This is a genomic window from aff. Roholtiella sp. LEGE 12411, from assembly GCF_015206995.1.
Lineage (GTDB): Bacteria > Cyanobacteriota > Cyanobacteriia > Cyanobacteriales > Nostocaceae > Komarekiella.
Window position 1 is genome coordinate 1 of record NZ_JADEXR010000088.1, and the last position, 25,034, is coordinate 25,034.

The 25,034-nt window shown below is 39.2% G+C and carries 33 protein-coding genes and 2 pseudogenes; 14 read left to right on the forward strand and 21 right to left on the reverse strand.

What is annotated here, in order from left to right; all coding sequences use genetic code 11:
• Positions 1-392: 392 nt before the first annotated feature.
• From IQ246_RS18575 to IQ246_RS18590, 4 genes are all read left to right on the forward strand, one after another.
• The gene (locus tag IQ246_RS18575) at positions 393-1,118 is read left to right on the forward strand and encodes a helix-turn-helix domain-containing protein (RefSeq protein ID WP_194004821.1); all 726 of its coding nucleotides are present in this window, start codon (positions 393-395) and stop codon (positions 1,116-1,118) included.
• Positions 1,012-3,732 carry a peptidase domain-containing ABC transporter gene (locus IQ246_RS18580; RefSeq protein WP_194004822.1) on the forward strand — a complete coding sequence of 907 codons (2,721 nt, stop codon included), beginning with the start codon at positions 1,012-1,014 and terminating at the stop codon, positions 3,730-3,732. Before IQ246_RS18575 ends, IQ246_RS18580 begins: the two co-directional genes overlap by 107 nt.
• Before the next feature lie 174 nt (positions 3,733-3,906).
• Entirely contained in the window at positions 3,907-5,430 is a 1,524-nt protein-coding gene (locus tag IQ246_RS18585; RefSeq protein WP_194004823.1) for an HlyD family efflux transporter periplasmic adaptor subunit, read from the forward strand.
• Between the two features lie 152 nt (positions 5,431-5,582).
• Positions 5,583-6,329 carry a peptidylprolyl isomerase gene (locus tag IQ246_RS18590; protein WP_194004824.1) on the forward strand — a complete coding sequence of 249 codons (747 nt, stop codon included), beginning with the start codon at positions 5,583-5,585 and terminating at the stop codon, positions 6,327-6,329.
• Between the two features lie 54 nt (positions 6,330-6,383).
• Here IQ246_RS18590 and IQ246_RS18595 read toward each other — a convergent pair whose 3' ends face one another.
• The 5 genes from IQ246_RS18595 to IQ246_RS18615 all read right to left on the reverse strand — a co-directional run bounded on the left by IQ246_RS18595 (position 6,384) and on the right by IQ246_RS18615 (position 10,569).
• Positions 6,384-7,445 carry a T3SS effector HopA1 family protein gene (locus IQ246_RS18595; protein WP_194004825.1) on the reverse strand — a complete coding sequence of 354 codons (1,062 nt, stop codon included), beginning with the start codon at positions 7,443-7,445 and terminating at the stop codon, positions 6,384-6,386.
• Positions 7,446-7,456: 11 nt separating this feature from the next.
• Entirely contained in the window at positions 7,457-8,641 is a 1,185-nt protein-coding gene (locus IQ246_RS18600; RefSeq protein ID WP_194004826.1) for an aminoglycoside phosphotransferase family protein, read from the reverse strand.
• A gap of 265 nt (positions 8,642-8,906) precedes the next feature.
• Entirely contained in the window at positions 8,907-9,101 is a 195-nt protein-coding gene (locus IQ246_RS18605; protein ID WP_194004827.1) for a hypothetical protein, read from the reverse strand.
• An 826-nt stretch (positions 9,102-9,927) separates the two neighbouring features.
• Complete coding sequence (locus IQ246_RS18610) at positions 9,928-10,299, reverse strand: putative toxin-antitoxin system toxin component, PIN family (RefSeq protein WP_339379135.1); 372 nt, start codon at positions 10,297-10,299, stop codon at positions 9,928-9,930.
• A 30-nt stretch (positions 10,300-10,329) separates the two neighbouring features.
• Positions 10,330-10,569, reverse strand: a complete 240-nt coding sequence (locus tag IQ246_RS18615; RefSeq protein WP_194004828.1) for a hypothetical protein — start codon at positions 10,567-10,569, stop codon at positions 10,330-10,332.
• 284 nt (positions 10,570-10,853) lie between these two features.
• Between IQ246_RS18615 and IQ246_RS18620 the strand changes: the two genes are divergently transcribed.
• The 7 genes and pseudogenes from IQ246_RS18620 to IQ246_RS18650 all read left to right on the forward strand — a co-directional run bounded on the left by IQ246_RS18620 (position 10,854) and on the right by IQ246_RS18650 (position 13,344).
• Positions 10,854-11,066 (forward strand): hypothetical protein, encoded by a 213-nt coding sequence (locus tag IQ246_RS18620; RefSeq protein WP_194004829.1) that lies wholly within the window; start codon positions 10,854-10,856, stop codon positions 11,064-11,066.
• 94 nt (positions 11,067-11,160) lie between these two features.
• Positions 11,161-11,601 (forward strand): PIN domain-containing protein, encoded by a 441-nt coding sequence (locus IQ246_RS18625; protein ID WP_194004830.1) that lies wholly within the window; start codon positions 11,161-11,163, stop codon positions 11,599-11,601.
• A complete protein-coding gene (locus tag IQ246_RS18630) occupies positions 11,591-11,800 on the forward strand; it encodes a hypothetical protein (protein ID WP_194004831.1) in 210 nt (69 codons plus the stop codon). The genes IQ246_RS18625 and IQ246_RS18630 overlap by 11 nt, the downstream gene beginning before the upstream one ends.
• Before the next feature lie 237 nt (positions 11,801-12,037).
• The gene (locus IQ246_RS18635) at positions 12,038-12,262 is read left to right on the forward strand and encodes a hypothetical protein (protein WP_194004832.1); all 225 of its coding nucleotides are present in this window, start codon (positions 12,038-12,040) and stop codon (positions 12,260-12,262) included.
• A 221-nt stretch (positions 12,263-12,483) separates the two neighbouring features.
• Positions 12,484-12,810, forward strand: a complete 327-nt coding sequence (locus IQ246_RS18640; RefSeq protein WP_194004833.1) for a DUF433 domain-containing protein — start codon at positions 12,484-12,486, stop codon at positions 12,808-12,810.
• 98 nt (positions 12,811-12,908) lie between these two features.
• Positions 12,909-13,037 (forward strand): annotated as a pseudogene (locus tag IQ246_RS18645) (peptidylprolyl isomerase); the annotation flags it as partial.
• Between the two features lie 163 nt (positions 13,038-13,200).
• A complete protein-coding gene (locus tag IQ246_RS18650; protein ID WP_194004834.1) occupies positions 13,201-13,344 on the forward strand; it encodes a hypothetical protein in 144 nt (47 codons plus the stop codon).
• 42 nt (positions 13,345-13,386) lie between these two features.
• Here the strand turns inward: IQ246_RS18650 and IQ246_RS18655 are convergent, their stop codons facing one another.
• From IQ246_RS18655 to IQ246_RS18680, 6 genes are all read right to left on the reverse strand, one after another.
• Positions 13,387-13,575: a hypothetical protein gene (locus IQ246_RS18655; RefSeq protein ID WP_194004835.1), complete on the reverse strand. Its 189-nt coding sequence runs from the start codon at positions 13,573-13,575 to the stop codon at positions 13,387-13,389.
• A 130-nt stretch (positions 13,576-13,705) separates the two neighbouring features.
• Positions 13,706-13,897: a hypothetical protein gene (locus IQ246_RS18660; RefSeq protein WP_194004836.1), complete on the reverse strand. Its 192-nt coding sequence runs from the start codon at positions 13,895-13,897 to the stop codon at positions 13,706-13,708.
• A gap of 171 nt (positions 13,898-14,068) precedes the next feature.
• The gene (locus IQ246_RS18665) at positions 14,069-14,290 is read right to left on the reverse strand and encodes a hypothetical protein (protein WP_194004837.1); all 222 of its coding nucleotides are present in this window, start codon (positions 14,288-14,290) and stop codon (positions 14,069-14,071) included.
• A 283-nt stretch (positions 14,291-14,573) separates the two neighbouring features.
• Complete coding sequence (locus IQ246_RS18670; protein WP_194004838.1) at positions 14,574-14,771, reverse strand: hypothetical protein; 198 nt, start codon at positions 14,769-14,771, stop codon at positions 14,574-14,576.
• A gap of 171 nt (positions 14,772-14,942) precedes the next feature.
• On the reverse strand, positions 14,943-15,164 hold the full coding sequence (locus IQ246_RS18675; protein ID WP_194004839.1) for a hypothetical protein: 222 nt from the start codon (positions 15,162-15,164) through the stop codon (positions 14,943-14,945).
• 247 nt (positions 15,165-15,411) lie between these two features.
• Positions 15,412-16,167, reverse strand: a complete 756-nt coding sequence (locus IQ246_RS18680) for a peptidylprolyl isomerase (RefSeq protein WP_194004840.1) — start codon at positions 16,165-16,167, stop codon at positions 15,412-15,414.
• 92 nt (positions 16,168-16,259) lie between these two features.
• Between IQ246_RS18680 and IQ246_RS18685 the strand changes: the two are divergent.
• A pseudogene (locus IQ246_RS18685) lies at positions 16,260-17,051 on the forward strand (IS5 family transposase).
• A gap of 116 nt (positions 17,052-17,167) precedes the next feature.
• On the opposite strand, the gene IQ246_RS18690 reads toward IQ246_RS18685, so the two are convergent.
• The 8 genes from IQ246_RS18690 to IQ246_RS18725 form a co-directional block, all read right to left on the reverse strand.
• A complete protein-coding gene (locus tag IQ246_RS18690; protein WP_194004841.1) occupies positions 17,168-18,184 on the reverse strand; it encodes an aldo/keto reductase in 1,017 nt (338 codons plus the stop codon).
• On the reverse strand, positions 18,178-19,257 hold the full coding sequence (locus IQ246_RS18695) for a T3SS effector HopA1 family protein (RefSeq protein ID WP_194004842.1): 1,080 nt from the start codon (positions 19,255-19,257) through the stop codon (positions 18,178-18,180). The genes IQ246_RS18690 and IQ246_RS18695 overlap by 7 nt, the downstream gene beginning before the upstream one ends.
• A gap of 26 nt (positions 19,258-19,283) precedes the next feature.
• Entirely contained in the window at positions 19,284-20,444 is a 1,161-nt protein-coding gene (locus IQ246_RS18700) for a phosphotransferase family protein (RefSeq protein ID WP_194004843.1), read from the reverse strand.
• A gap of 49 nt (positions 20,445-20,493) precedes the next feature.
• Positions 20,494-20,676: a hypothetical protein gene (locus tag IQ246_RS18705; RefSeq protein WP_194004844.1), complete on the reverse strand. Its 183-nt coding sequence runs from the start codon at positions 20,674-20,676 to the stop codon at positions 20,494-20,496.
• 5 nt (positions 20,677-20,681) lie between these two features.
• On the reverse strand, positions 20,682-21,944 hold the full coding sequence (locus IQ246_RS18710) for a nif11-class peptide radical SAM maturase 3 (protein ID WP_194004845.1): 1,263 nt from the start codon (positions 21,942-21,944) through the stop codon (positions 20,682-20,684).
• Positions 21,945-22,037: 93 nt separating this feature from the next.
• Complete coding sequence (locus tag IQ246_RS18715; protein ID WP_194004846.1) at positions 22,038-22,337, reverse strand: Nif11-like leader peptide family natural product precursor; 300 nt, start codon at positions 22,335-22,337, stop codon at positions 22,038-22,040.
• A 156-nt stretch (positions 22,338-22,493) separates the two neighbouring features.
• Positions 22,494-22,841 (reverse strand): Nif11-like leader peptide family natural product precursor, encoded by a 348-nt coding sequence (locus IQ246_RS18720; protein ID WP_194004847.1) that lies wholly within the window; start codon positions 22,839-22,841, stop codon positions 22,494-22,496.
• Between the two features lie 275 nt (positions 22,842-23,116).
• Positions 23,117-23,461, reverse strand: coding sequence for a Nif11-like leader peptide family natural product precursor (locus tag IQ246_RS18725; RefSeq protein WP_194004848.1), 345 nt, complete (start codon positions 23,459-23,461; stop codon positions 23,117-23,119).
• Positions 23,462-23,505: 44 nt separating this feature from the next.
• Here IQ246_RS18725 and IQ246_RS18730 point away from each other — a divergent pair, with 44 nt between their 5' ends.
• Positions 23,506-23,667: a hypothetical protein gene (locus tag IQ246_RS18730; protein WP_194004849.1), complete on the forward strand. Its 162-nt coding sequence runs from the start codon at positions 23,506-23,508 to the stop codon at positions 23,665-23,667.
• Positions 23,668-23,707: 40 nt separating this feature from the next.
• Positions 23,708-23,887, forward strand: a complete 180-nt coding sequence (locus IQ246_RS18735; RefSeq protein WP_194004850.1) for a hypothetical protein — start codon at positions 23,708-23,710, stop codon at positions 23,885-23,887.
• Between the two features lie 151 nt (positions 23,888-24,038).
• Here IQ246_RS18735 and IQ246_RS18740 read toward each other — a convergent pair whose 3' ends face one another.
• Complete coding sequence (locus IQ246_RS18740; protein WP_194004851.1) at positions 24,039-24,476, reverse strand: nitrogen fixation protein; 438 nt, start codon at positions 24,474-24,476, stop codon at positions 24,039-24,041.
• A 30-nt stretch (positions 24,477-24,506) separates the two neighbouring features.
• Complete coding sequence (locus tag IQ246_RS18745; RefSeq protein WP_194004852.1) at positions 24,507-24,779, reverse strand: hypothetical protein; 273 nt, start codon at positions 24,777-24,779, stop codon at positions 24,507-24,509.
• Positions 24,780-25,034: the final 255 nt, after the last annotated feature.

The following is a 25,034-nucleotide window of genomic DNA, read 5'->3' on the forward strand; positions in this document are numbered from 1 at the left end:
GGCATGGGGCATTGGGCATGGGGCATTGGGCATGGGGCATTGGGCATTGGGGATGGGGCATTGGGGATAGGGCTTTGGTAGCTTCTTTACCATGCCCCATGCCCAAAAACTCTATTCCCTAGTGGGTGGGGTTTTGCATACAAAAGTTTACATTTAAAAATGGTAATAGCTCGTACATATACATAAAATATCACTTGAACGCAAACATTTAAACATTGGAATTTAGCGATTATTCTTCGGAATTTTACAATATGACTTGTAGCTTAATTTATCCCTAAATGGAGTAATGTTTAGGGTAAGAAATAGCACATAAAATACTCATTTGAGAGTGCTTGAATATCTCTCCAGCACAAAATATTTCTGTGTCTGCAAAACTAGTAAATTCTACGTATATGTCTAACTACCAAGCAAAATCTGAGACCATGTATCAAAGTCCAGCTGGTGGTAAGTGTTTAACACCGTTTCAGCGCAAACTGCTGTTAGAGAATTTGCAAAAAAGTTTAGCTGAATCTTACCGCCAACGAATTGAAATCATGTTGTTAGCAGATGAGGGAAAAGCGCAAACGGAGATTTGTCAAACCTTGGGGTGTTGTGCAGCAACAGCAAGACATTGGATGCATATCGCGCAGACGGGGATGGCGCACCAATGGCAAGATTGTCCCATTGGTCGCCCTAAAGCCGTGAATGATCAGTATTTAGAGCGTTTAAAGCAACTAGTTAACAACAGTCCTCGCGATCATGGCTATGCTTTTCGACGCTGGACAGCAAACTGGCTTGCGAAACATCTAGCAAAGGAATTTGGCATAAAGGTAAGCGATCGCCATATCAAGCGGCTGCTCAAACAGCTGGGATTATCTACACTAGCAAAATCCAGCAATGCTGAAGAAAACAGCATTCCGCAAACTCAAAGAGCAAACATTTTGATTAGTGACCTCAAGTCAGTAAATATTCCAGATAGTTCCGAATTTTTACCAATAAACTTCGCAAACTTAGGCAAAGATTCAGATATTTATGGCGCAAGATATATCCGCTCCATTGCTTTCTCTGCAACAGTTCAACAATACTCTGGGTTATTCTCTTTCGACAGAGGAATTTCAGCACTGTCTTCAACAAGGTAAATTTATCAACCCAAAAGTCGGTAAATTCTGGCAAGGAACCGATGCTCAACCAGGAATCTATATTGCGATCGCTGGTAAAGTCAGGTTGCTGGATAGCGCCGATGAGTTAATCGCCACCTTGGAGGTGGGAGACTCTTTTGGGGAATTTACCTTGTTTAACGAAGTTGACTTTAAACCTTATGCAGCAAGAGCTTCAGTCAACTTGCAACTATGCTTTGTTCCCGGTGAAGTACTTGGGCCATTAATGGCTAGATATCCCGAAATTCGGGAGCATTTGTTGGCTAGGGCGCTGTCTCGTAACCCCCAACAGCTGGACTCAGCTCAGCCTGTATCTGATTCCAAACGGCTGCATGAAACGAATATTTTGTCAACTCCAGCAGTCGAGCCACGCCAGAGAAAGATTAGCAAAGCCTATTTTCCCAACTCCACCCAGCGAGTCGGACATTTATTACAGCGGGTGATTCGGCGCTATCCGTTTTTTGCTCAACAGAGTGGATCAGATTGCGGTGCAGCTTGTTTAGTGATGGTGTCTCGCTATTGGGGGAAAAACTTTAGTGTCAATCGCCTGCGGGATATCGCCAATGTTGATCGCAATGGCTCGTCACTGCGGGGATTATCGGCGGCGGCGGAAAGTATTGGGTTTGCCACGCGACCGGTGAAAGCGAGTCTTGACCAATTGGCGAAGCAAAAATTACCTGCGATCGCCCACTGGGAGGGGAAGCACTACATTGTTGTTTATGAAATCACTCCGAAAGAGGTGATTGTGGCAGATCCGGCTATTGGTCAACGTAGCCTCAGCCACGCCGAATTTAAAGCCAACTGGACTGGCTATACACTGCTGCTGCAACCCACAGCCTGGTTGAAGGATGCCAAGGAGACTACAACTCCCTTTTGGCAATTCTTTGAGTTGATGAAGCCTCACTCTTTGGTAATGCTGGAAGTGTTTATCGCTTCCTTATTTATCCAGATATTTGGACTTGTTACTCCCCTATTCACGCAGCTCATTTTAGACCGAGTGGTAGTGCAGCGTTCGGAACTAACTTTAACGGCGGTGGGGATAGGGTTACTGATGTTTAGTTTATTCCGTGTGGCCATGACGGGGTTGCGGCAATATCTGTTAGACCACACGGCGAATAAGATCGATTTAGCATTGATTGTGGGATTTATTCGCCATACCCTGCGGCTACCCTTAAGTTACTTTGAGTCCCGTTATGTGGGGGATATTATCTCTCGTGTACAGGAAAACCGCAAAATTCAACGCTTCCTCTCCGGCGAGGCACTATCCATCCTACTAGATTTAGTCACTGTCTTTATCTATTTAGGATTGATGTTTTGGTACAGTTGGAAAATGGCGTTGCTGGTATTAGTCATCGTACCGCCTTTTCTCCTGCTAGCAGTGATTGCTACACCTTTTTTACAAAAGATTTCTAGAGAAATCTTTAATGCTGTTGCTAAAGAAAGTAGCTATCTAATTGAAGCTCTTTCTGGTGTGCGAACAGTTAAATCCACAGCAGTAGAACAGACAGTGCGTTGGCATTGGGAAGAGTTATTAAGTAAGGAAGTAAAAACTAACTTTTCTGGGCAAATTATCAGCAATCGCCTGCAAATATTCAGCAACACAATTGAAGCAGTGGTAACTACCCTGTTGCTGTGGTTTGGGGCGTACCAAGTGATTCACAATGAGCTAACCATTGGGCAATTGGTAGCATTTAATCTGTTGCTAGGGAATATTATTACACCCTTTCAACGATTAACAGTTTTGTGGAATCAATTGCAAGAAGTTGTGATTGCGGTGGAACGTATTAATGATGTGTTGGATACGGAACCAGAAGAAGATTTGCAGCATCAGGCGCGGCAATCTTTACCACCCATTCAAGGTAACATTCGCTTTGACAATGTGACGTTTCGCTATCACCCTGAAAGCGATATGAATGTTTTGGAAAACCTTAGTTTTGAAATACGCAGTGGGCAAATGGTTGCTCTGGTGGGACGGAGTGGTTCCGGGAAAACCACGATTTCTAAGCTGGTTTTGGGGTTATATCCCCCCACAGATGGCAAAGTGTTGATTGATGAGCATGATATTACCAGTCTTTCGTTGCGTTCTCTACGCGAACAGGTTGGGGTAGTTGATCAAGATACCTTTTTGTTTGGCGGAACCATTCGGGAAAATATTAGCTTGGCACATCCTGGAGCAACTTTGGCAGAGATTATTGAGGCGGCGAGATTGGCGGGTGCTGATGAGTTTATTAAAAAGTTACCTATGGGTTATGAAAGCCAGATTGGTGAAGGAGGGGGGATGTTATCTGGAGGACAGCGACAAAGAATTGCGATCGCCAAAGCGTTGTTAGGTAATCCCAAGCTGTTAATTTTGGATGAGGCGACTTCCCATCTAGATGCAGAGTCAGAAAGGATTATTCAGACGAATTTAAACACAATTCTCAAAGGCAGAACCACCTTAATAATCGCCCATCGCCTGTCAACAGTGCGGAACGCCGATTTGATTTTGGTACTGGATAGAGGCGTATTGATTGAGAGGGGGACTCACCAAGAATTGATGGCCAAGCGGGGACATTATTATTATCTCAATCATCAGCAGTTAGATGTTGCGGGGTGAAACAAGAGGACAAGGAGGAAGCTTTTCTTGTCTCCCCACTCTCAAAATCCAAATCCAAAATTGTAAAAAAGATTGAGATTAGTTTGTAGTGAGGGCTTCAGCCCTCAAATTAGGACTAAAGTCCTCACTACAAACCTTTAATTATTCACACCGCTCTACTTATCAGGAAAAATCATGCCAAACACATTGAATGGAAAGGCTCAAACCCAAATCCATGAGGTAGAACAGCACGAGGAAATTTTAAAGGAGCAAACACCAGCTAGATCAAGTGATGATTGGGCTGACGCAACCAAAGATTTACTTGATAGCTTGCCCCAGGTTTGGACAAGAGGATTACTATATTTTCTAGTAGTATTTGTGTCGATCATTTTACCTTGGGCGATGCTATCTAAGGTGGATGAAACGGGTACAGCAAGAGGGCGACTTGAGCCAAAGGGAAAGACAGTTAGGCTAGATGCTGCCGTAGCTGGTACTGTTGCCGAAATTCGGGTAAAAGAAGGTGATTCGGTTAAAGTTGGGCAGACTTTATTGGTGTTGGAATCGGAATTAGTTAAGGCAGAATTGCGGCAAGTACAAGATAAATTGGAGGGGCAATTAAACCGACTTTCTCAGTTAAATTCATCTAAAAGTCAGTTAGTTGTATCTTTGACAACGCAACAGCAACAAAACCAATCTCAAGAATTGGAAAAGCAATCTCAAATTGACCAAGCGCGACAGAATATGAATACGCTTAGAAATTCTTATGACTTACAAAAAGACGAAAAATTGGCTCAAGTCAATCAAGCACAGCAAACTGTTGAGCATAGTCAAACAGCTAATAAGTTAGTAAACAGTAGTTTGGCGAGTACCCAGCGAGAAGTTGAACGCTATCGCAGTCTTTGGCAGTCAGGGGTTGTCCCAGAAATTAATGTTGTGGATAAGCAAGATATAGCTAAAGACAAGCAACAATTATACGAACAAAATCAGTCAGATATTCAGCAAGCTAAACTACGTTTGGTAGAACAACAGAGTAGTTATGAGCGGACTATTCGGCAAGCAAATGCAGATATTGAACAGGCACAATTGCGACTGAAAGAACAGGAAAGGAGTTATCAGACTTTGACTCGTTCCAGCAAGCTAGCTGTGCTAAAAATTGACGAGCAACAGAAGAGTTTGGAGACAGAAATTACTACGCTTCAGGCGGAAATTGCTCAAAGTAAGAGTCAGATTGTCTCATTAAACTTTCAGTTAGGACAACGAGAGTTAAGAGCCACCGTGAATGGTAGACTGTTTCAGTTACCAATACAACGGGCTGGGTCTGTAGTGCAGCCTGGAGCAATGATTGCGGAGATTTCGCCCCAAGGTTCACCTTTAATAATTAGGGCGCAAATGGCGACAACTGAGAGTGGCTTTTTACGAAGAGGATTGCCAGTAAAGTTAAAATTTGATGCTTATCCGTTTCAGGATTATGGAATAGTAGAAGGAGAACTATTAGAAATTTCTCCTACTACCATAGAGGTGGATACAGCTAATGGGAAGGTGGCAGCTTATGACTTAGAAATTGCCCTCAACCAAAATTGTCTTCTCTCAGCCAATAAGTGTATTGCCTTGCGTCCTGGCGATACGGCAACGGCCGAGGTAATTGTGCGCCAGCGTCGGATTATTGATTTTCTGATTGACCCATTTAAGAAGTTGCAGCAGGGTGGGGTCAAATTGTAAGGATTTCGTAGTACTTATGCATTTCTAAACCTAACCACCCAACCTCCTTTCCAGGGAAGGGGGAGAAAAAAGCCCCTCCTTTAGTAGAAAAGGAGCTGTGAAGACGTCAATTTTTCACGTTTAATTTAGTTTATCTACTGAGGAGAAACATCATGTCATCAACTATTACGATTACCAATGAAAATATTCTTCAACAAATCAAGCTATCCTGCAATATTCCTAAGATAGTTGAGCAGATTGTTAACTGCAAAGTGATTAGATATACTGCTGAAGTAGCTGGTATAAAAGTGGAGACGGAAGAATTACAAAAAGCAGCAGACTTATTCCGCTTGATGAATAAACTCACCAGTGCTGAAGAGACATGGACTTGGCTGGAAAAACATAGTTTGTCTTTAGATGATTTTGAAGAGATTGTCTATAACGGTATCCTTGTTAATAAGTTAAGCCAACATCTATTTAGAGATAAAATCGAACCTTATTTCTTTGAACATCAGCTAGACTACGCTGGTGTGATAATGTATGAGGTTGTGTTAGATGATGAGGACTTAGCGCTAGAACTTTTTTATGCGATTAAAGAAGGTGAGATGAGTTTCTATGATGTTGGTCACAAATACATTCAGGATACAGAGTTACGCCGTTCTGGAGGATACAAAGGAATGGTGTTCCGCAACTCACTGAAGCCAGAAATTTCTGCTGCTGTTTTTACTGCTAAACCACCGGAGCTTATCAAACCAATTTTGACTTCTAAGGGAGTACACTTGATTTTAGTTGAGGAAATTATTCAGTCGCAATTGAATGACAAGTTGTACCAAGAAATTTCTTCATATTTGTTTTCTGAATGGTTGAAGCAACAAATTTCAAAAATTGAGGTTATTAAGCACTGGAACGACCTTAACTGAGTTCTTCTCTTGAAGTTTAACCTTGAGAGGTATATTGGCTTGCACACCTTTGGCTTACTCCAATGGTGTGTAGATATCTTCAGAGTTAGGATTGAGATAGGGATGCTCTATATCAATCCTAGATTTATCTAAATATTTGAGTATATATTTCATCCTTGATTCTGGAGATTCATCACCATTTGTGTGAGCTTCTAGCAAAGCATTGGCAACAATTTGACAACGGTTAATCCCAAAAGTTTCTTGATACCTAAATTGTCGCTCTGGGTGTTCAGCCAACCCAATTCCAGGTGCAAGCACTTTAGTAAATAAGGGAGTTTGAGGTTGAAAGTGGGATTTATTTTCTGTATAAATAGTTTTTAATACTTCCCAAACTAATTTATATTGGACATTATCAAATCGAAGAATTCCTGAATCGTAGCGCTTATATTTTAAAGGGTTGTATAAGACTTTTAAAGTGAAAGGAACATTCATTGCATTCAATCTTGTCGTTATACATTTCATGGCTACAATTGCAGCCTCATGACTGAAGTTAAAGTAAACAAATACCGCCTGATTGGAAAAATTTGCTGGATGCCCAAAATCACCAGATGCATCTCCCATTACCAAATAGAAATCCTGCTGTAGATAGCTAGAAGGAGACCATATTGCTACAAGATCACCTACCATAGCCGATTGGTTTGTCAACGGAAGATGGTGGTTTCGTTGAATGTGTATAATAACACCATCATACTGTACAGCTAGACTGCCATCAGCTTCTTCTTTTAGGACGCGGTAATCTGGATGAAACCAACCTTTTCCTATATTGTTACTCTCCAATTGTTCGTAAAATTCCCAATCAATTTCTACAGAAGCTATTTTTTTTAAAATTAGGTCATTTTTCTGAAATCCTTGGCTTGCTTCTGTCACAAGTGAGCCTTCGCAATAAATGCTATATATTAATCTTAGCAACTGTAAGTTTAAACACTTATATTGAATCTCCTGAGGCATTTTTTGTAGCTGTGCTAGTGTAGCAGTGGGAATTTCTATAGTGGGGAAGTTCTCATAAGTGAGACGTAAGTCAGAAGCTGTTATTTTAAGATTACTAGCGATATGCTGCAATATCTTAAGTAATTGCATAATAGTTGTTATTAATGGTAGTTGCTAGAATGTAGTGCTGTGTCTATAATATCTGATACCGTTAAACCAAAAACTGAGCTAAAAGATTTTTCTGGTTGGCAAAGTAAATTTTTTCCTACTTCCATCATACAAATGAACTGATTATTAGATAAATTGGGATCTTGAAGGATACCCAAAATTCTAGAAATTAACCCAAGTCCAGCAAATTGAGTAACTCGTTTAAGGAAATCAGTGTGGTCTTCTAAAACTTTGGGGTAAGTATTGATGTAAGCTTTGGTCATAGCTGCAATTGAGGGATAAATACTTTCTAGAGGCATTGTGGCTAGCTGTAAAGATTGCTCTAGTTCAATACCAGGATGTACAGTGATACTGTTAAGCCATACTAACAAATAACCAGCAATTGCTATTCCTAAATCGCAGGCTGGCTCACCCCAGCTAAAACGTTCCCAATCAATAAGTTTAATTAAGCTTACATCATAATAATCAGTTTTTGATAAAAGCTTCTCCGACTGCCTGTGAATTAAAATTTTACTTAACTGAAGATTATTATGGGTTAGACAGCAGTTAGACTGATGAGCCACAAGCTCAATAACTGCATTTTTCAGTTTTTCATAGCGTTGGTAAAAAGAAATAAATCTTAACCCTTCTACTGGAAACTTACTTAAATTTTCAGGTTCAATCCTATTGAAAATATACTTATTGTAAGGAAAAGTATATTGAAAACTGTCTTTATATTTTGTTAAATATTTATAGCAATTATGAGAATTTCTAGTTTCAGAATGTAGTGTTGCTAAAGTATGTCCAACTAATTTAGCAATTGATATTGGGAAAGATTTATTATTTTCATAATAACTCTCTAAATTAATAGAATCACTCGAATATTTGTAAACTAGTATAGAATTAAGTTCATCATAATAAAGTATATTGGGAGCCAATGATGATGTATAGAATAAATCAGGACAAGATGGCAAAAAGTCATAAATATACCGCTCATTGCTAATCGAGTTGCCCAGAATATCCTCATATTTATGATATACCTGCTTAACAACTATATTGTAAATTGGTAGATTGAGTATCCAATAGTGATTTCTGCTATATTTAGCATCAACTTGCAGATATTCTAAATCTTTTTCTTGGCATATACTAGCGTCAACCAAGTATTTAAATAAGTTTTGATGGTTTAACTTACTTTTCATAAAGAGCCTATTTGTAGTTTTGTAATTGCAGAAATCAAAACATTACTGCTTTGATTTCTGCTTGAAAAATAAGTGAATTCGGTCAGTCTTAAACTATCTAATCGTCAAACTCCAAGAAAGCAAGTGCAGCAATTGTAGTTCATAATTGCTAACTGATGTAGGAAAGGAAAAAGGTTAAATATATACAAAATAGTGTTCATTCTTATCCTTAAACCTTTTCCTTTACCTTACTTTTGAAAGTTAATAATCTTAAACAGCAAGAACATCAAACAAAGGCAGCAAAAGCAGCATGTGTTTGACAATTACCACTAGTACAACTATTTGAGACACCGCTATTAGCCGCTAATCCTCCTGTTACCTGACCGATTTCATCATCATTTAAATAGTTTAGGAAACTTTCCGAATCGGCAAACAATGCAGTACCAGCTGGTTTGATGTCATTAAGTTTGATATTAGCCATTTGAGTTTAGTCTCCAATACAAGTATGTTAGTCATTAGGAATCAAATAGTCATGTTTGCTTCCTAATTAGATTTTATTAAAAAGGCTTAAAGATGCCTAGACATTTCAACAAAGTCAAAAGGCCATAAAAGTTACATATTTAGGTAAAAATAGTCAGCTATTTCTGGTAAAATCTATGTTTTGTAGAGGATTGTAGAAGTAGATAAGCTTGACAAGAGACGAAACTAAAATAGTTATGTCCCCATAGATTTTGAACTAACCAAAAGCCAAAAAAATTAGCCTAAGAATCCCCTAAGACTGAACGATAAAAATTTAATGCTATTTTATTCTGGCAGTAGCAGCAAACATCATGCTATTCGCTAAAATCTGTCTGATTCAGGTGAGATGTGCCGCAAATTGCGCGATCGCTTTCCACAGCCTCTACAAAGTTGGCATCCAAACTCTAGGCTGCTCAACATCTCTTCATGAGTTTGATATACTCATATTGTACTTATCAAGCTGATCCTAGTTATGAGGTAATATGACAACGCCCATAAGTAAGTCGGCGTGAATAAATCAAAGTACATTAAGTAATGTAAGATTTATTCCTCTGCTTGAATGTCTTTATGTCGAGCGCGTCTATTCGGTTGTAAACCGCTTGTTTCCCAAGATTGTACCTATCAAGGAGTGCAGCAACGGGGAACGGATCGATTTCTACTGTCATAAGAGTGTCCAGTGGACAGTCTATCACAGGGCGATCGCTAATTTTGGCTGCTGACTTTCTCCCAGCCCCCTAATTGCCGATGTCGTGTAACTACTATTTTCCGACTTGGAGAGCGAGTCACATTCAATCGCAAACTAACCTGTTAAATAAAGACACAGAAATAATCGTTGTATTTACCAAAGTTTGCGCCTGATTAAAATCCGAATCACCCGTAATCAAAAAATCTGCTTCGGCTGCTACAGCACAAGCTAAAAACTTTGCATCTTTTGTGTCTCTTGGAAAATCAATTGACACATTGACATCAATTAGCGTCGCAAATGTATCAATAATTTCAAACCATGACGCTCTCACTTCATCTGTCAACTTAAACTTCGGGCGACTTAATACCTCTTTATATTCCGCTACAATTTCAAATGAAACAATCCATTCCCAGTCGGGATTATCAAAAATAAACTGTTGGGACTGCTCTTGGGACTCTACCCTTAAGAACAGCAGAAACTAAAACATTCGTGTCAATAACAACTTTCATTCTCCGCGTCGGTAAGCTTCAATCTCTGCTGCTATTTCTGCTTCGCTAATATCTTGTACTCCTGGTAGCGACTGTGTTTTATCAAATAAATCTCTCAGTTTTTTACTAATAGATGCTCTGGGGTTCTCCTCAGCTAAGATAATTATTTCTACTCGCTGTCCTGCTTGAAAAGGTAAATCAGATAATATTACTTGCTTTGGATCTGTAATGGTGATGTATTTTTTGTAAGCGTTCATAATTCCTTACTGACTTAAAAAACTAAAGTGGAAATGGCATTTTCTTTTTGCTTGATAATCAGCTTGGGTCTAATGCCCCTTGTGCCAATGATATCGCCGCACTGCAAAGTGCAGCTTCTCGGTAACAAAAGTTCTAGATCCCCCTAAATCCACGCCACTTGCTTTACTACAGCTAAAAATGGTTAGGCAAAGCCCATCGTAAACATCGCATTAACTGTGTCAACTTCATGAGTCTGATATACTCATATTGTACTTATCAAGCTTGTTCCTAGTTATGAGGTAAGATGACAACGCCGATATCATCTAATCCAGAAACGGTAGAAACCAAGCGACAGAACTTCAACATTACTCCAGAACAAGAAGCAAAGCTCAACTGGCTACGTGATGCGATCGCAGATCCAAATACCAAAGAAACAATCCTGAAGTTAGAAGCAGAAGAAGAGCGTTACCGCCTCGAAGAACAAGGAGTCTCCCTTGAGCCTAAAACTACTCATTGATGAAGACTCCCAGGCAAAACGTTTAGTTAATTTGTTATGGAGTGGTGATCATGATGTTAGTTAAAGAAGCCGAGAAAGTATTAGACGCGTTGACATGACCAGAGTTTATTTAGACACAAGTATTTATAACCGCCCCTTTGATGACCAAACACAGCCAAAAGTATTTCTAGAAACACAAGCTGTCATCTTAATTTTACAAATGGTCGAAGCCAAATTAATAGAATTAGTTAGTTCTTCAGTTCTAGAATATGAAAATAGCCGTAACCCATTTCCTGTAAACCAACAGTCAATGGAGCGATACTTACAAATAGCTACATTGAGAGTATTACTAGATGGAAATATTAGAGGGAGAGCAAAACAACTAGAACAACAAGGGATTAAAGCCATTGATGCTCTCCACGTTGCTTGTGCCGAAGCTTCTCAAAGTGATTATTTTATCACTTGCGATAAAAGATTAATCAATCGCTGTCAAGGTTTAACACTCAAAGCAATTAATCCAACTGATTTCATTTTGGAGATAGAAGATGACAATTAAAGTTATTAACGAACAGCAAAACTTACAAGAAGTAATACAAGTTTTACTTACACATTTAGAGCCATCCAAGGTAATGAAATTTTGGGCAGCTTGTAAATTAGGCGAAGGTAATTATTTACAACTAAAAGAAAAGCTGTTTGCTCAAGATAATGTTGATAGTTTGTATGAAAAAATTCAAGCCTATCAAGACAGGTCATGAAACATAGATGAGTGAGAATTTACAACTCTTAGATGTTATTGCCCTAAGAGGTTGTTTGAAAAGTCCTTTTCTCGGTAACAAAAGTTCTAGATCCCCCTAAATCCACGCCACTTGCTTTACTACAGCTAAAAATGGTTAGGCAAAGCCCATCGTAAACATCGCATTAACTGTGTCAACTTCATGAGTCTGATATACTCATATTGTACTTATCAAGCTTGTTCCTAATTATGAGGTAAGATGACAACGCCGATATCATCTAATCCAGAAACGGTAGAAACCAAGCGTCAGAACTTCAACATTACTCTAGAACAAGAAGCAAAACTCAACTGGCTACGTGATGCGATCGCAGCTCCAAATACCAAAGAAATAATCCTGCGTTCTTTGAAATTATCCAAAAAAATTACTCAAGTGTGTAAGCCTTTTCTTAACAAACACTTAACGCGCACAAGCTCGATAATATGAATCAAGCCAAACTCGAACCCAAACTATACAGCCTCTTTAACTAAGGCGAAAGCGTTTCAGCAGCGTCCTTTATCATCCATAAAACAGCGATCGCCATTCCCAATTCCATCAAAAAGCGATCGCAGTTTTGTAGTGAATTGGAAGCAATCGGGCTTTTAGGTATAATGAGTTGAGGTAGAGATCGAGTAACACAACTGTTCCGAGAATAAACCTATAAACCTATGAGTATTCAAATCGAATTTAAAGTTTCTGCTCCACCATTTCGTTGGGATGAAGCTGGAGGTATTCGCATTGGTCAGAGTCGTGTTACCCTCGATAGCCTCTTAGCCGCATATCATAGTGGCTCTACACCTGAAGAAATTGCGGTTCAGTATTCCGTTCTCCATTTAGAGGATATATACTCAGCGATCGCTTACTACCTTAGTCATCGTCAGGAAATTGATAGCTACTTAGAGCAACGTCACCGAAAATCTCAGCAACAACGCAGTGAATTTGGAAAGCAGTATAACTTGGCTAATCTTCGGCACCGATTGCTTGATCGTTATTAGACTCAAGGAGCACTAATAACCAGTGCGTTTACTAACGGATGAGAATTTCAATGGTTCGATATTGCGAGGCTTGATTAGACGCTTGCCTAAGTTAGATGTACATTCAAGATACAGAGTTACGGCGAAAAGGGGGATATCGAGGGACAGTGAGTCGCCAAGAGTTAAAGCCAGAGATTTCTGCTGCTATCTTTACGGCTACACCGCCACAAATTCTCAAACCAATTTTGACTTCTAAGAGGATGTTTTAAAAGTCCTCAAGCGTGTGTTTCACTACCCTGGCTACCGAGAAACGGCTACGAGAGAATCGGAGTTTTGAGATTGCGCCCCTGAGTCACATTTAAGGCTCAAGCCAACCCTTTTCAAACAACCTCTAAGGGAGTACACCTGATTTTGGTTGAAGAGATTATTAAACCGCAACTCGATGAAAAATTGCGGTTTAAAATTTTTGCCAATCTATTTACAGAATGGATGAGGCAACAAGTTGAGGAAGTAGAATTGGTAATTAGTCTGGAATCAAATACAGCATCGGATTAATATTAATTTAACAGGGATACTTCAAGTATCTTTTGACTTTCTTCAAAATAGTTCACGGTTTGAATTTGCGTTTCTATGCTCAACATTTTGGCTCTGTTGTTGGCGATCTAAATATGAATCTTTATCGTTCTTACCTACAACATATCCAAAGGCTGCACTTCCAATAGCTAGGAACAACAGTAAAACAATTGCTTCGTAACCATTAGGTTGATAAACAGGAGGCTGACTCATAAATTAATTTTCCGTTAATATAACTAATAATTTACCATAAATATAGGGTGAACGACATAAGTATTAAGACTACGTGTTTCACCCTATAAACTGAAGAATTTTCAATTATCTACAGGGGTATTATAGCTTACTAGCGACTATTACGACCCACTGCATATCCCAGAGCAGCAGAAGCTACACCAAGGCTGATAAGTGCAAAGATAGTGAAACCACCATGAGCTAATCCTATTTCTTCGTTGGATAGTTCGCTAAGAAAGCTTTCTTCATCCATAAAAAGAGATGAACCAGCAGGTTGAATGTTGTTAATACGAATGCTTGCCATGATTGAATTTCCTCTTGCGTCAATACTAAGTGAAAAGTGCTTTTTGCTGATTGCTAAACCTACATATATATAGGAAATAATGTAGGGTTAGAAGAGTCTTGCTAAAGTAATCAGACTTGGTAAATTACAAATGCTTCTTAACCTGTTCTAAATATTTAGAATAAACAGAGTTTAGAAGTAGCGACCTTTGATGTAGGAAGCGGCAAAGGTAACACCAACAACGGTAAGACCAATGCTTAAACAAGCTCCACTACTGGCTGTAGTGATAGCTGTCCAAGTACCAGCACCTTGAGTACCTATTTCATCTTCAGTCAAAGACATCAAATAGCTTTCTTGATCTGCAAATAGATCATAACCAGATGGACGTAAATCGGAAATTTTGATATTAGCCATTAGAAAGTTACCTCGGAATTTACTTAACTTCAGATTTATTGTAGTTTTTGAGTATTTAAAAAACAATATTAAGCATGAGTCTAGTTTGATTTAAATAAAATAATAATGTCCCAATTAGATTTAGATATATATCTTTTCGATTTCATATAACTTTTAAAAGTTTAGATACTTTTATTATGAAATAAATCTGTATCTTAGATAAGATACAGATTTATTTCATCAAAAATTACTGCTAAATTCTCAGCCTTAAGGGGCTAATTTCAAAAACTTAACAATCTAAAACTCAGATCTTGCGATCATTACGACCCACTGCATATCCAAATGCAGCAGAAGCTACACCAAGGCTGATAAGTGCAAAGATAGTGAAACCACCATGAGCTAATCCTACTTCTTCGTTGGATAGTTCGCTAAGAAAGCTTTCTTCATCCATAAAAAGAGATGAACCAGCAGGTTGAATGTTGTTAATACGAATGCTTGCCATGATTGAATTTCCTCTTGCGTCAATACTAAGTGAAAAGTGCTTTTTGCTGATTGCTAAACCTACATATATATAGGAAATAATGTAGGGTTAGAAGAGTCTTGCTAAAGTAATCAGACTTGGTAAATTACAAATGCTTCTTAACCTGTTCTAAATATTTAGAATAAACAGAGTTTAGAAGTAGCGACCTTTGATGTAGGAAGCGGCAAAGGTAACACCAACAACGGTAAGACCAATGCTTAAACAAGCTCCACTACTGGCTGTAGTGATAGCTGTCCAAGTACCAGCACCTTGAGTACCTATTTCATCTTCAGTCAAAGACATCAAATAGCTTTCTTGATCTGCAAATAGATCATAACCAGATGGACGTAAATCGGAAATTTTGATACTAGCCATCAGATGCTTTCCTTTGATTTTTTAATGGATTATGTTTAGTGATAATCAGAAATACATCCTGATTTATTACATATTTAATTGTATTTTTAAAATGGCTACAACTCAATACAAAAAATAATTTACTTTGACATTAAAAAAATATTAATGTCCCTTTTTTTTTAAATATTTATATTGCTATTTTTCATAAAAAATCTCCCTTTTAAAAAAAGAGGCAGATTTTTTATGAAAAATAACAAATTTAACGAAATTAAGCATCAGGAGCAGAAGCTATTCTCTCTTCTAACCAATTTTTGAAGAGGAATTCTAAAATTTGCTCTCTGACTTCACTCAAGTCAGATGGAAACCACTTCTCAACTCTTAGGATGTGATAACCAAGTTGAGTTTGAATTGGACCTACTAATTCACCTACCTTGGTATCAGCGATCGCATTTGTAATCTGTGGTAATAATTCTGTTAAAAACCGGACACCGACAAAAGCACCATTTTCTCTAGACTGCTTACCCTTAGAGTATTCTAAAGCTAATGTACAAAAAGAACCTTTTTCGTCCCGAAGCACTTTGGTGATTTTCATTGCCTCGGTCAAATCACGAACAAGGATCTGAGACAAAGCCACCCGCTTATAACTATCCCGATTGTTTATATAATGATCATCCAATACTGCACCGAAAAGATGCTCTTTTAACTTTTGAGTTAGCAATGATATGCGAATGATTTGTGACCAATCCTCTACACTAATGCGCTGCTGTGCCAGCCAAGCTAGAGTTTCGGATGCTCCTAGCAGTTTATTTTCTTGGCGAAATGCATCGCCTGCTATTTGCAACTCTTCATCTGTAACTTTAATATCTAGCTGTTCGCACAGTTTCAAAGCTAGATTATTTCTTTCAGCAGCAGCGGCGATTTCAGCTATTTTGCAAGAATGGCGCAGGTAAGCAAGGATATCTTCGTCACGTGCAGGTGTAATTTCTGGTAATGTAAGTTTTTCCAAAGAGTTTTGTATGGTCATAGCTTAGAGGATGTTTTAAAAGAGGGGGGCTGTTGTAAGAAAGCTCACAAGGCTTATGCTGAGATTTGTAGAAAACAGCACCTTGTGAGCGAATGACTAAAGCATACCGTAGCAATTTGACATGGGAACAGTGGGAATTAATTGCAGACCTATTCCCAGAAGCAAAGCCTGGTGGTCGTCCCCGAAAATTAGCCTTATTTGCGGTGGTGAATGGGATTCTCTATGTATTGTGTGAGGGGTGTACGTGGCGAGGTCTACCCGGTGATTTTCCCGCATGATCAACGGTTTATGGTTATTTCTGGAGATGGGGTAAAGATGGTACATGGTTAAAAGTTCATGACCAACTCTACCAGTGGGTGAGAGTAGACGCGGGACGTGAACCAAGCCCATCAGAAGCGGCAGTTGATAGCCAGTCAGTAGAAACAGCAACAATGATCTCTATTGACGTTGGTTACGACGCAGGTAAAAAAATTCATGGGCGTAAACGCCATTTGAGTGTAGATTTACTGGGTCTAGTTTTACGGGTTTTGGTAACATCTGCTAGTCTTCCAGAACGCGAGGGTGCCAAAAAAGTCCTCAATCGGGTTCACGATACAGGCAATCGGGTAAAACGGTTGAACACTATTTGGATGGATGGAGGATACCGAGGAGAAGAATTTATGCGCTGGGTGATGGATATGTTTCGTTGGATTGTTGAAATTGTTCTTAGACCCTTGGAGAAAAAAGGTTTTACCGTATTACCAAAGCGCTGGGTTGTTGAGCGAACTTTCGGTTGGCTTAATTGGTGTCGGCGTTTAAGCAAAGATTATGAAAGATTACCCGAAACTTCCGAGATATTTATCTATATTGCCATGATTCGTATTATGGTCAGACGACTGGCATGATTTTTGACTGGTTTTGACTTTTAAAACATCCTCTTATAATTTTGATCAAAATACATAATTTGTATCTTGTTGTGTGATTCTAGGCAGGAAATATTAGCTGCTTTATACTTTTTGATTTAGGAGCGATAAATCAAGTTTTCCGGCGAAATATCTTTGGTAGAAAGTTGATTGCGGTGTAAATCTCCATATAAATTCAGGTAATCAATTTCGGCGGTTGTAAGTTTGCCCTGCTTAACACCATAAATGGCTGCATCAATTTCTTCCCGACGTTGCCATCCAGCCAAGCAAACATCTACACAGTTCTGGCTTAAAGAGTAGCGATATAAATCAGGTACTGAAGGTCGCCAACAATTTTCTGGCAGACTTTGGGGAGCATTCCAAAGAGCGCCTGTATGAGAGCCTGTAGATTTAAAAGTAACGATGCCTGGTCTATGAGGGTCTTGGGAGTCTAGTTGATTAAACACTTGCGATTGAGCAGACTTATGAGCAACATTGTGTCTAATCATTACGACATCTAAGAAGGGGCTGTTAGACCATTGTTGAGCAAGATTAATATCATGAAAAGAAGCGCCAACGTAGCGAACAGCTCCCATTTTTTTGAGGCGATCTGAAATTCCAATCATTTTTTCAATACTACGCTGATATACAGAATTAGCTCCTCTTAAATCAGGAGAAAGCCGTAAACAATCTTGTAAAGCTGACCCATCCTTAGAACCAATCCAGCCCCAGAAAAATACATCAATATACTCAATTCCCAATTCTACAAACTGATCCAGCAGTGCAGCAATCGCTATTTCTGGATTTTTAATGTAAGTTACTGTCGCTAGTACTACTTTCTCTCGCACCGAGGAACCACGCCCACACATCTGTCGCAGTGCTCCAGTCATTGAGCTATAGATATGGTGGTGCAGATCACTGGAGTAAAAAAAGTAGTTAATTCCTTGGTCAAAGGCGTAAAGCGTATCCTCACTGGAAATGCTTCCACCGCCTCCTAAACCTAGACAGCTAACTGTTAAGTCAGTTCGCCCCAGTTTTCTGTAGAAAGGTAAATTTGATTCTGGGAATTTAGCATTTAAAGAATCAACTTGATCTGATGTTGCAAAGGATTGTGACGCAAGATTAGTTATTAGCATTCGTTCAATAACTGGTAGATATTTTCAGAATTAGCATTCAAGTAAACATCTTGCAGGTCAATTCCCAAGAGAGAAAATTCCTCATTGATAGCCTGCATCCGCACTTCTGGCGAGTCATCTCCTTGATACCAAGCTTTTAATAATCCATTTGCCACAATCTGACAACGGTTCATCCCAAAGCTTTCCTGAACACCAAACTTTTGGTCTGGTTCTTCTGCTAACCCTAACCCTGGTGCAAGTTGCATAGTAAATAGCGGTATCTCCGGCTGAAAATGCGATTGGTTTTCTGCATAGACAGCCTCAAGAACTTGCCGGACAACTTCATAGTTGCCTTTTTCAAAGTACAATACCCCTGAATCGTAACGCTTGTAGTCATCTGGGTTATACAGCACCTTAAAGTGGAAGAAAATGGGAATAGCATTCAGTCGCCGCGTCAGGCTACTCATAACCACCACTGCACCTTCAGGGCTGAGATTAAAGTATGCCCGTACCAGATTTTTATCACTTTCAGATGCGACATTGCTAACTGCCACGTAAAAGCCATTTTGTACCAGATTCTTCGGCATCTTGATAGCTACAGAATCACCTACTATAGCTGATACTTCAGTAGGTTGAAGATGCTTATTTCGTTGAATATGCAGCCTCAAACCGCCTTTAGTCACGGCTAAACTGGCATCACTTTCTTCTTTAAGAATAGACCAACCAGAATCAAAATAACCCTCTCCAAAATTACTTTCATGCAATCGCTTATAAAAGCCTACATCTACCCCTAAAACAGTATTATTTTCCAAATCTAGGGGCAACCCATTTCCCTCGCTATCTAGTGCCAAGGTACTTTGCATAGAACCGTTGTAATAGATACCGTAAAGAAAACTCCGCAATTGCAGACTCAGATATTTCTGTTGCATCTGGGTTGGCATCTTCTGAAAACGTTCAACTGCCTCAGATGGTAATTCCAAAGGTTTGTAATCTGGATGGTGGATGGAGAAATCAGATTTTATCTCAATTTTATGAGCAATATCTTGCAGAACTTCTATTAATCGCCCAGTTGAAGCAGTCTCTAATAATTGCATAACTACTTTAGTAATAACAAAATGATTTAAACAGCAGAACTACTCATCTGAGTTAATTCAACAGCAGCAGCGCCAAAAATTGTTGGCATCGATTGTACAGGACGGCTTAATAACGTCTTCGCAACCTGAAGCATCGCAATCCCCATATTCCCAAAAGATTTTTGGTACTGAATCATCGCCTGAATCTGTTGAATTAAAGCAAAACCGATAAATTGTACCACCCTCTGCAAGAAATCAGGGCGGTGTTCTAGAATTTCTGGAAAAGTGTTTAAATAAGCTTGGGTTAATGTACCAATTGAAGGCTGAAGCAGTTCTAAAGGTGTTATTGCCAAGCGCAGAGACTCTTCAATACTCAAAGAATTACTGATAACCAAGCTACCAAGCCAGATTTGTACATAGCTGCCAAGAAGTGTTCCCAAATCAAATGCTGGATCTCCCCAAGCAGAGCGTTCCCAGTCAATTAGTCGGACAATATTGTTACTGGAATCCTGCCAATCTTTGTACAGAAGAATATTATTTAGTTTCAAATCATTGTGGGTGACACAAGAAGGCGTTACAGCATTACCTAATTCTGCGATCGCATCTCCCAAGCTATCATAACGTTGATATAAAGCAAAAAACTTTAGCCCATCACCAGGAACCATACCAAAAATTTCCGGTTCAACCCGTTCTAATCCCCGAACTAAATGTGATACTTGATCAACCATTAAATTATCGGGATTTTTAGAAAAGAATTCCTGATGTTCTTGGGAATTGAAAGTATCACGGTGGATAGTGCCTAAAATACTGCCAATTTCCCTAGTAATTTCTGTAGGAAAGCTCTTTTCTTTAGTGTAGAAATCCATTAAATCCCGGTAATCATCCAGATATCTGAAAACAATAATGGAATTTTCGGCATCAAAATGCAGCACCTCTGGTAAAAAGGAGCGGTAGTGATCAAGGTTTGGAAATCGTTGTAAAAACTCTTGAATTCGCCACTCACTTAAAAATTCACCAGCCGCTTTACCTTCCTGATTGTGTCGTTCTTGTTTAACTAGAAGTTTGCGACCATTTATAAAAGTCAGTAACAAATTAAAGTTTTTAGCTGCAACTGGTTCTACCTTACTGGGAGATTGTTCAGACTCACTACACACCCCTTGTTCCATTAAATAATGGAAAACATTATGAGAATTTAATAAAAGTGTCATAAGCTTTGAATATCTAAGCCATAGAGAAATAATCAACAGTAACTAATAGCTAGCTTTGAATTATCAGAACACCTGCTTCTTTTTCGATGCGGTCTAGAGCTTTTTTCGCCCGAAAAATAATTCTTAAATAAGCTAGTTGACTATTCCAAGGTGAACGAGGTAGTAAGGTTGTTTGAGAGTCAGTAACAGTCGTATTTTCTGAAGCGATAGAATCAGTAGAGATATTATTCATAGTTGTTAATTGTTGGAACTAATCAAAGATGATACCAATTCTGGTTCTGCTTCCCAACCTTCTGGCCATTGAATGTGGTCAGCAGTAAAATGAAGTGGATCGTTTTCTGGCCAAGGAGCATTTATTGGTTCTTCAATTAGGCCAAATTCCCCATTATCAAAGGGATTCCCATCTGCACGACGTTGAAGAAAAACTCGCTCTCGAATACCGCCTTTTTCCTGAGTCAGGGCACGATGATGACAATAAGGATTATTGCCTCTCTTATCAAAGAAAACGTGTGCAGTCCAACTGCAACCACCTCGACAGAGTTCAGCAAATTCACAACTCTTACAGAAGCCCCATAAATGTGATGTTCCTTTGGGAGTATCAGCTCCGAGATTAAACCGTAGTTCTTCGGTTTCTTCAATAATTGTTCGTAGTGAATGGTCGCGGATGTTACCACCAGTGTACGCCGTAGTCGGTAGTGAGGGACAACCTTTGATAGCACCATCGGCTTCGATACCTAAAGCAGACAATCCAGCAGTACATCCCTGCCAAAACGACCAAGCATCTCCACCCCGCAGCAGTCGTTCATAAGGCCCGTAGTAGCCGATGTTATTCCCCGGCTGCACTTGCACGCCTTCTCGCTTTGCGCGTTGGGCAACACGAGCAATCATTGGGTATATATCCAATAGTTCGTAAGGTTGCAGTAAAATATCAGTATTATCCGCAGCATTGCCCATCGGTACAGTCAACTGAATTTGCCAAGCGAATACTCCAGCATCGCGGAGATGCTCGTAAATATAAGGGAACTCTGGTGCTGAGAGACGGTTGATTTGAGTGTTGCAGCCGAAGGGTATACCTGCTTCCTTAAGATTGCTCATGGTCTTAAACGCCCATTGCCAAGAGCCTTGTTTGCCCCGCAGACGGTCATGAGTTGCTTCTAAGCCATCAACCGATACAGAAACCACGCCAATACCAGCTTCCTTCATCCGGCGGGCTGTGTCTAAAGTAATACCATAACCCCCAGTGGTCATACCACACAACATCCCAGCTTTGGTAATTGCTTGGGCAATCTCTAGCCAGTCAGGACGCAGAAATGCTTCACCACCAATTATGGTAACTTCTGTAATTCCCACTTCCGCCATTTGTTTGACTAAATCAAGTGCTTCTGCTGTGGAAAGTTCATTTGTCCTTGTATGACCAGCACGAGAACCACAGTGTTGACAAGCTAGATTACACTTGAGTGTAATTTCCCAAACTGCATAACTAATTCGGCGATAAGTCATGAATATAACCTCAATTAATTCTTATAGAAAGGGATAAACAAATCCCCATTTTTCCTTAAAAACTTAATCTGTTCTAGTAGAAAGAAAGGTTCCCTAAACTATATCATTTGTCTGAACAACTCCATAGGGTGGTTGGAATTTGCTTTGCCCAGTTAATCCACCAAAAACTGCTGCCAGTTCTTTTTCACTTAAATCTTTGAGTTCACCTTTCCCATTGGCAGACTCCAACAATTGAGCGGTATATTCTTCATACTCTTGTAGAGTGAAATCGTAGCCAGCAGCTTTAACTATTTGGCTACATTCTTCCTTACTATTAACGCTTTGAATTTGATTACGCAAAGCTTCATCGTTTGCTAATTTTTCATAGAAAGCTCTGACATGTTCTCGGGACATAATTTTCTCCTGATTTTGATTAATTAAACATATTTTTGAATGTTGTACATTCCTTTGTTATCTGTAATTTAGATTCTTTTTTGAATTGATGAAATGAGGGACAGATCCCCATCCGTCCCTAGAATTTTAATCTGTTCTAGTAGCAACAGAAATTCTCTAAATTAGGTCATCTATGCGTAGATAATCTACGCGAATAATTCCATACATCGGTTGGTCGGGCAGCCATACAGCTCCATACATTGGTTGGACTTTGTACTTCAAAGTTAATCCACCAAAAACTGCTGCCAGTTCTTTTTCACTTAAATCTTTGAGTTCACCTTCCCCATCGGCAGACTCCAACAATTGAGCGGTATATTCTTCATACTCTTCTAGAGTGAAATCGTAGCCAGCAGCTTTAACTATTTGGCTACATTCTTCTTTACTATTAACGCTTTGAATTTGATGACGAAACGCCTCATCCTTCGCTAGTTTTTCATAGAAAGCTCTGACATGTTCTCGGGACATAATTTTCTCCTGATTTTGATTAATTAAATATATTTTTGAATGTTGTACATTCCTTTGTTAAACCGCGTCTACCTTGAAAACCATAGTTTTTTGGAATTAGAGTAAAGCTCAGAACTCAAGCCACAAGAGAATAATACACTCTCCTTAAAAACTCCAGGTTTCAAAATAGACGGGGTTTATCTGTAATTTCGATTCTTTTTTGAATTAATGAAATGAGGGACAGATCCCCATCCGTCCCTAGAAATTTAATCTGCTCTAGTAGCGACAGAGATTCTCTAAATTATGTCAGTTGGTTGAATAACCACCCCATATAATGGTTGCACTATGGGTGGCCGTGGGCGTACAACTCCATATAATGGTTGGATTCTGTGCCTCCAAGTTAATCCACCAAAAACTGCTGCCAGTTCTTTTTCACTTAAATCCTTTAGTTCACCTTCGCCATCGGCAGACTCTAACAATTGAGCGGTATATTCTTCATATTCTTCTAGAGTGAAATCGTAGCCAGCGGCTTTAACTATTTGGCTACATTCTTCCTTACTATTAACGCTTTGAATTTGATTACGTAAAGCTTCATCTTTGGCTAGCTGTTGATAGAAAGCTTTGACATGTGCTAGAGACATAATCTTCTGCTCCTAAAATTACTGAGAGGATGTTTTAAAAGTTCTTGGCGAATAGAATTCGCTACTACACAACCAAAGTCCACCTGCGTGGACTAACACCAAATCAAGGGTTTGTTAACCTGCAAAGGCAGGTTTTGTCTGGTGTAGCCAACCCACTGCTACATGAAAACGGACTTTTCAAACATCCTGTGAAACACAGTGGGTAATTTTGCTGGAATATTAAACCAGTTGATTGGAGATTTTTTCGTGCCTGTATTCAAGAAAACTTCTGGCTATATATACACATCATCACAGGCAATCAATCCGCAAATGATTGGCAGCTTTACTAAACTTAAACCGCCATTAATGCCTTTTTCCTCTTCATCAGACAACTCTGACAGCGACTCTTTTGCATCTAAATCTTGGTTGCGTCTTGCAGATGCATGAACAACCGCCTCTGCAATGAAGTCTGTAATTTAAATTGGATTTTTGAAATGTCTTTGATTCATTTCCTTCGACATCATAATCTCCTGAGATTACTTAATGAAAACTTTGTTAGAAAGTTATCTCATCGAAAAAACATAAACCATAGTTGTGCTTAACCAGCAGCTAGTTTTGACACTTCAATTGCTACTTCAGACGGATTGTAGTTATCTGTAATTACTTGCAGACAACGCATACAAGCTGCTTTGCCTTCTTGCTTCCACCAACGACAATCTCGGCGGATAGAACAAGGGGGTAATTCCTCTGCGACTGCGGGTAATTTTTCGGCAATTTGTTTCGCTAGACGACAATCTTGTCCATCAAAATGCAGACAAGCTTTAGCGACGCAAGGTGCTGCTATGCGAAAAATTTCAGCAGGTGTAATTGGACTAGCTTTTGCTATCAGTTCATCAGTGATAGGTAGGGGCTGTTTTAGATAAGTCACACGGGGTTCTGCAACTGTTCCACCGATGATGCCGAAAACCACACTATCCTCAGATTCTGGTCTAGCACTGGGGCAAAGTGTAGTTTTATCAACAGCAATATCTTTCATCAATTGAGCCTCTAGTCAAGAGAATCTTTATTAATACAAGGTTTCATTTGGTGGATATGCTATGAGTCCTATAGTAATAATAGGATACTTCCAAAATTTACCAAGTATTATAGGAAACAATTTTATTGGTAGTAATACTGACGCTCCACCTGCAACGCTTTTTGCTTCCTCATCAGACATAGATAACAAAGCTTCTTCTGAATCCAAAGCTTCGTTCCGACGTGTCACAGCGTTTTTCACAGCATCATCAATCAAATCGTTAATTTCAATTTGACTGTTATACTTTCTTTCTTTGGCTTCCATGTTGATTTTCCTCTGAGTTCTTGACCATTGACTATTTTTTGGGCAATTATACTAATCAGTGTAATTGCCTAATATGTCATCATCTTAGGAAAAAAGAAGCGACTCACTCTAAATATTAAGAACTTTAAATTAGACAGAAATAAACCTTTTATGTCACTAAAAAACGCTAAGTTTTAAGTTGTTTCTATTTTTCTGTAGGGGCATATATAGGACTAGTATTTGATTTTTGAAAAAAATTCAGTACACCTTTATTAC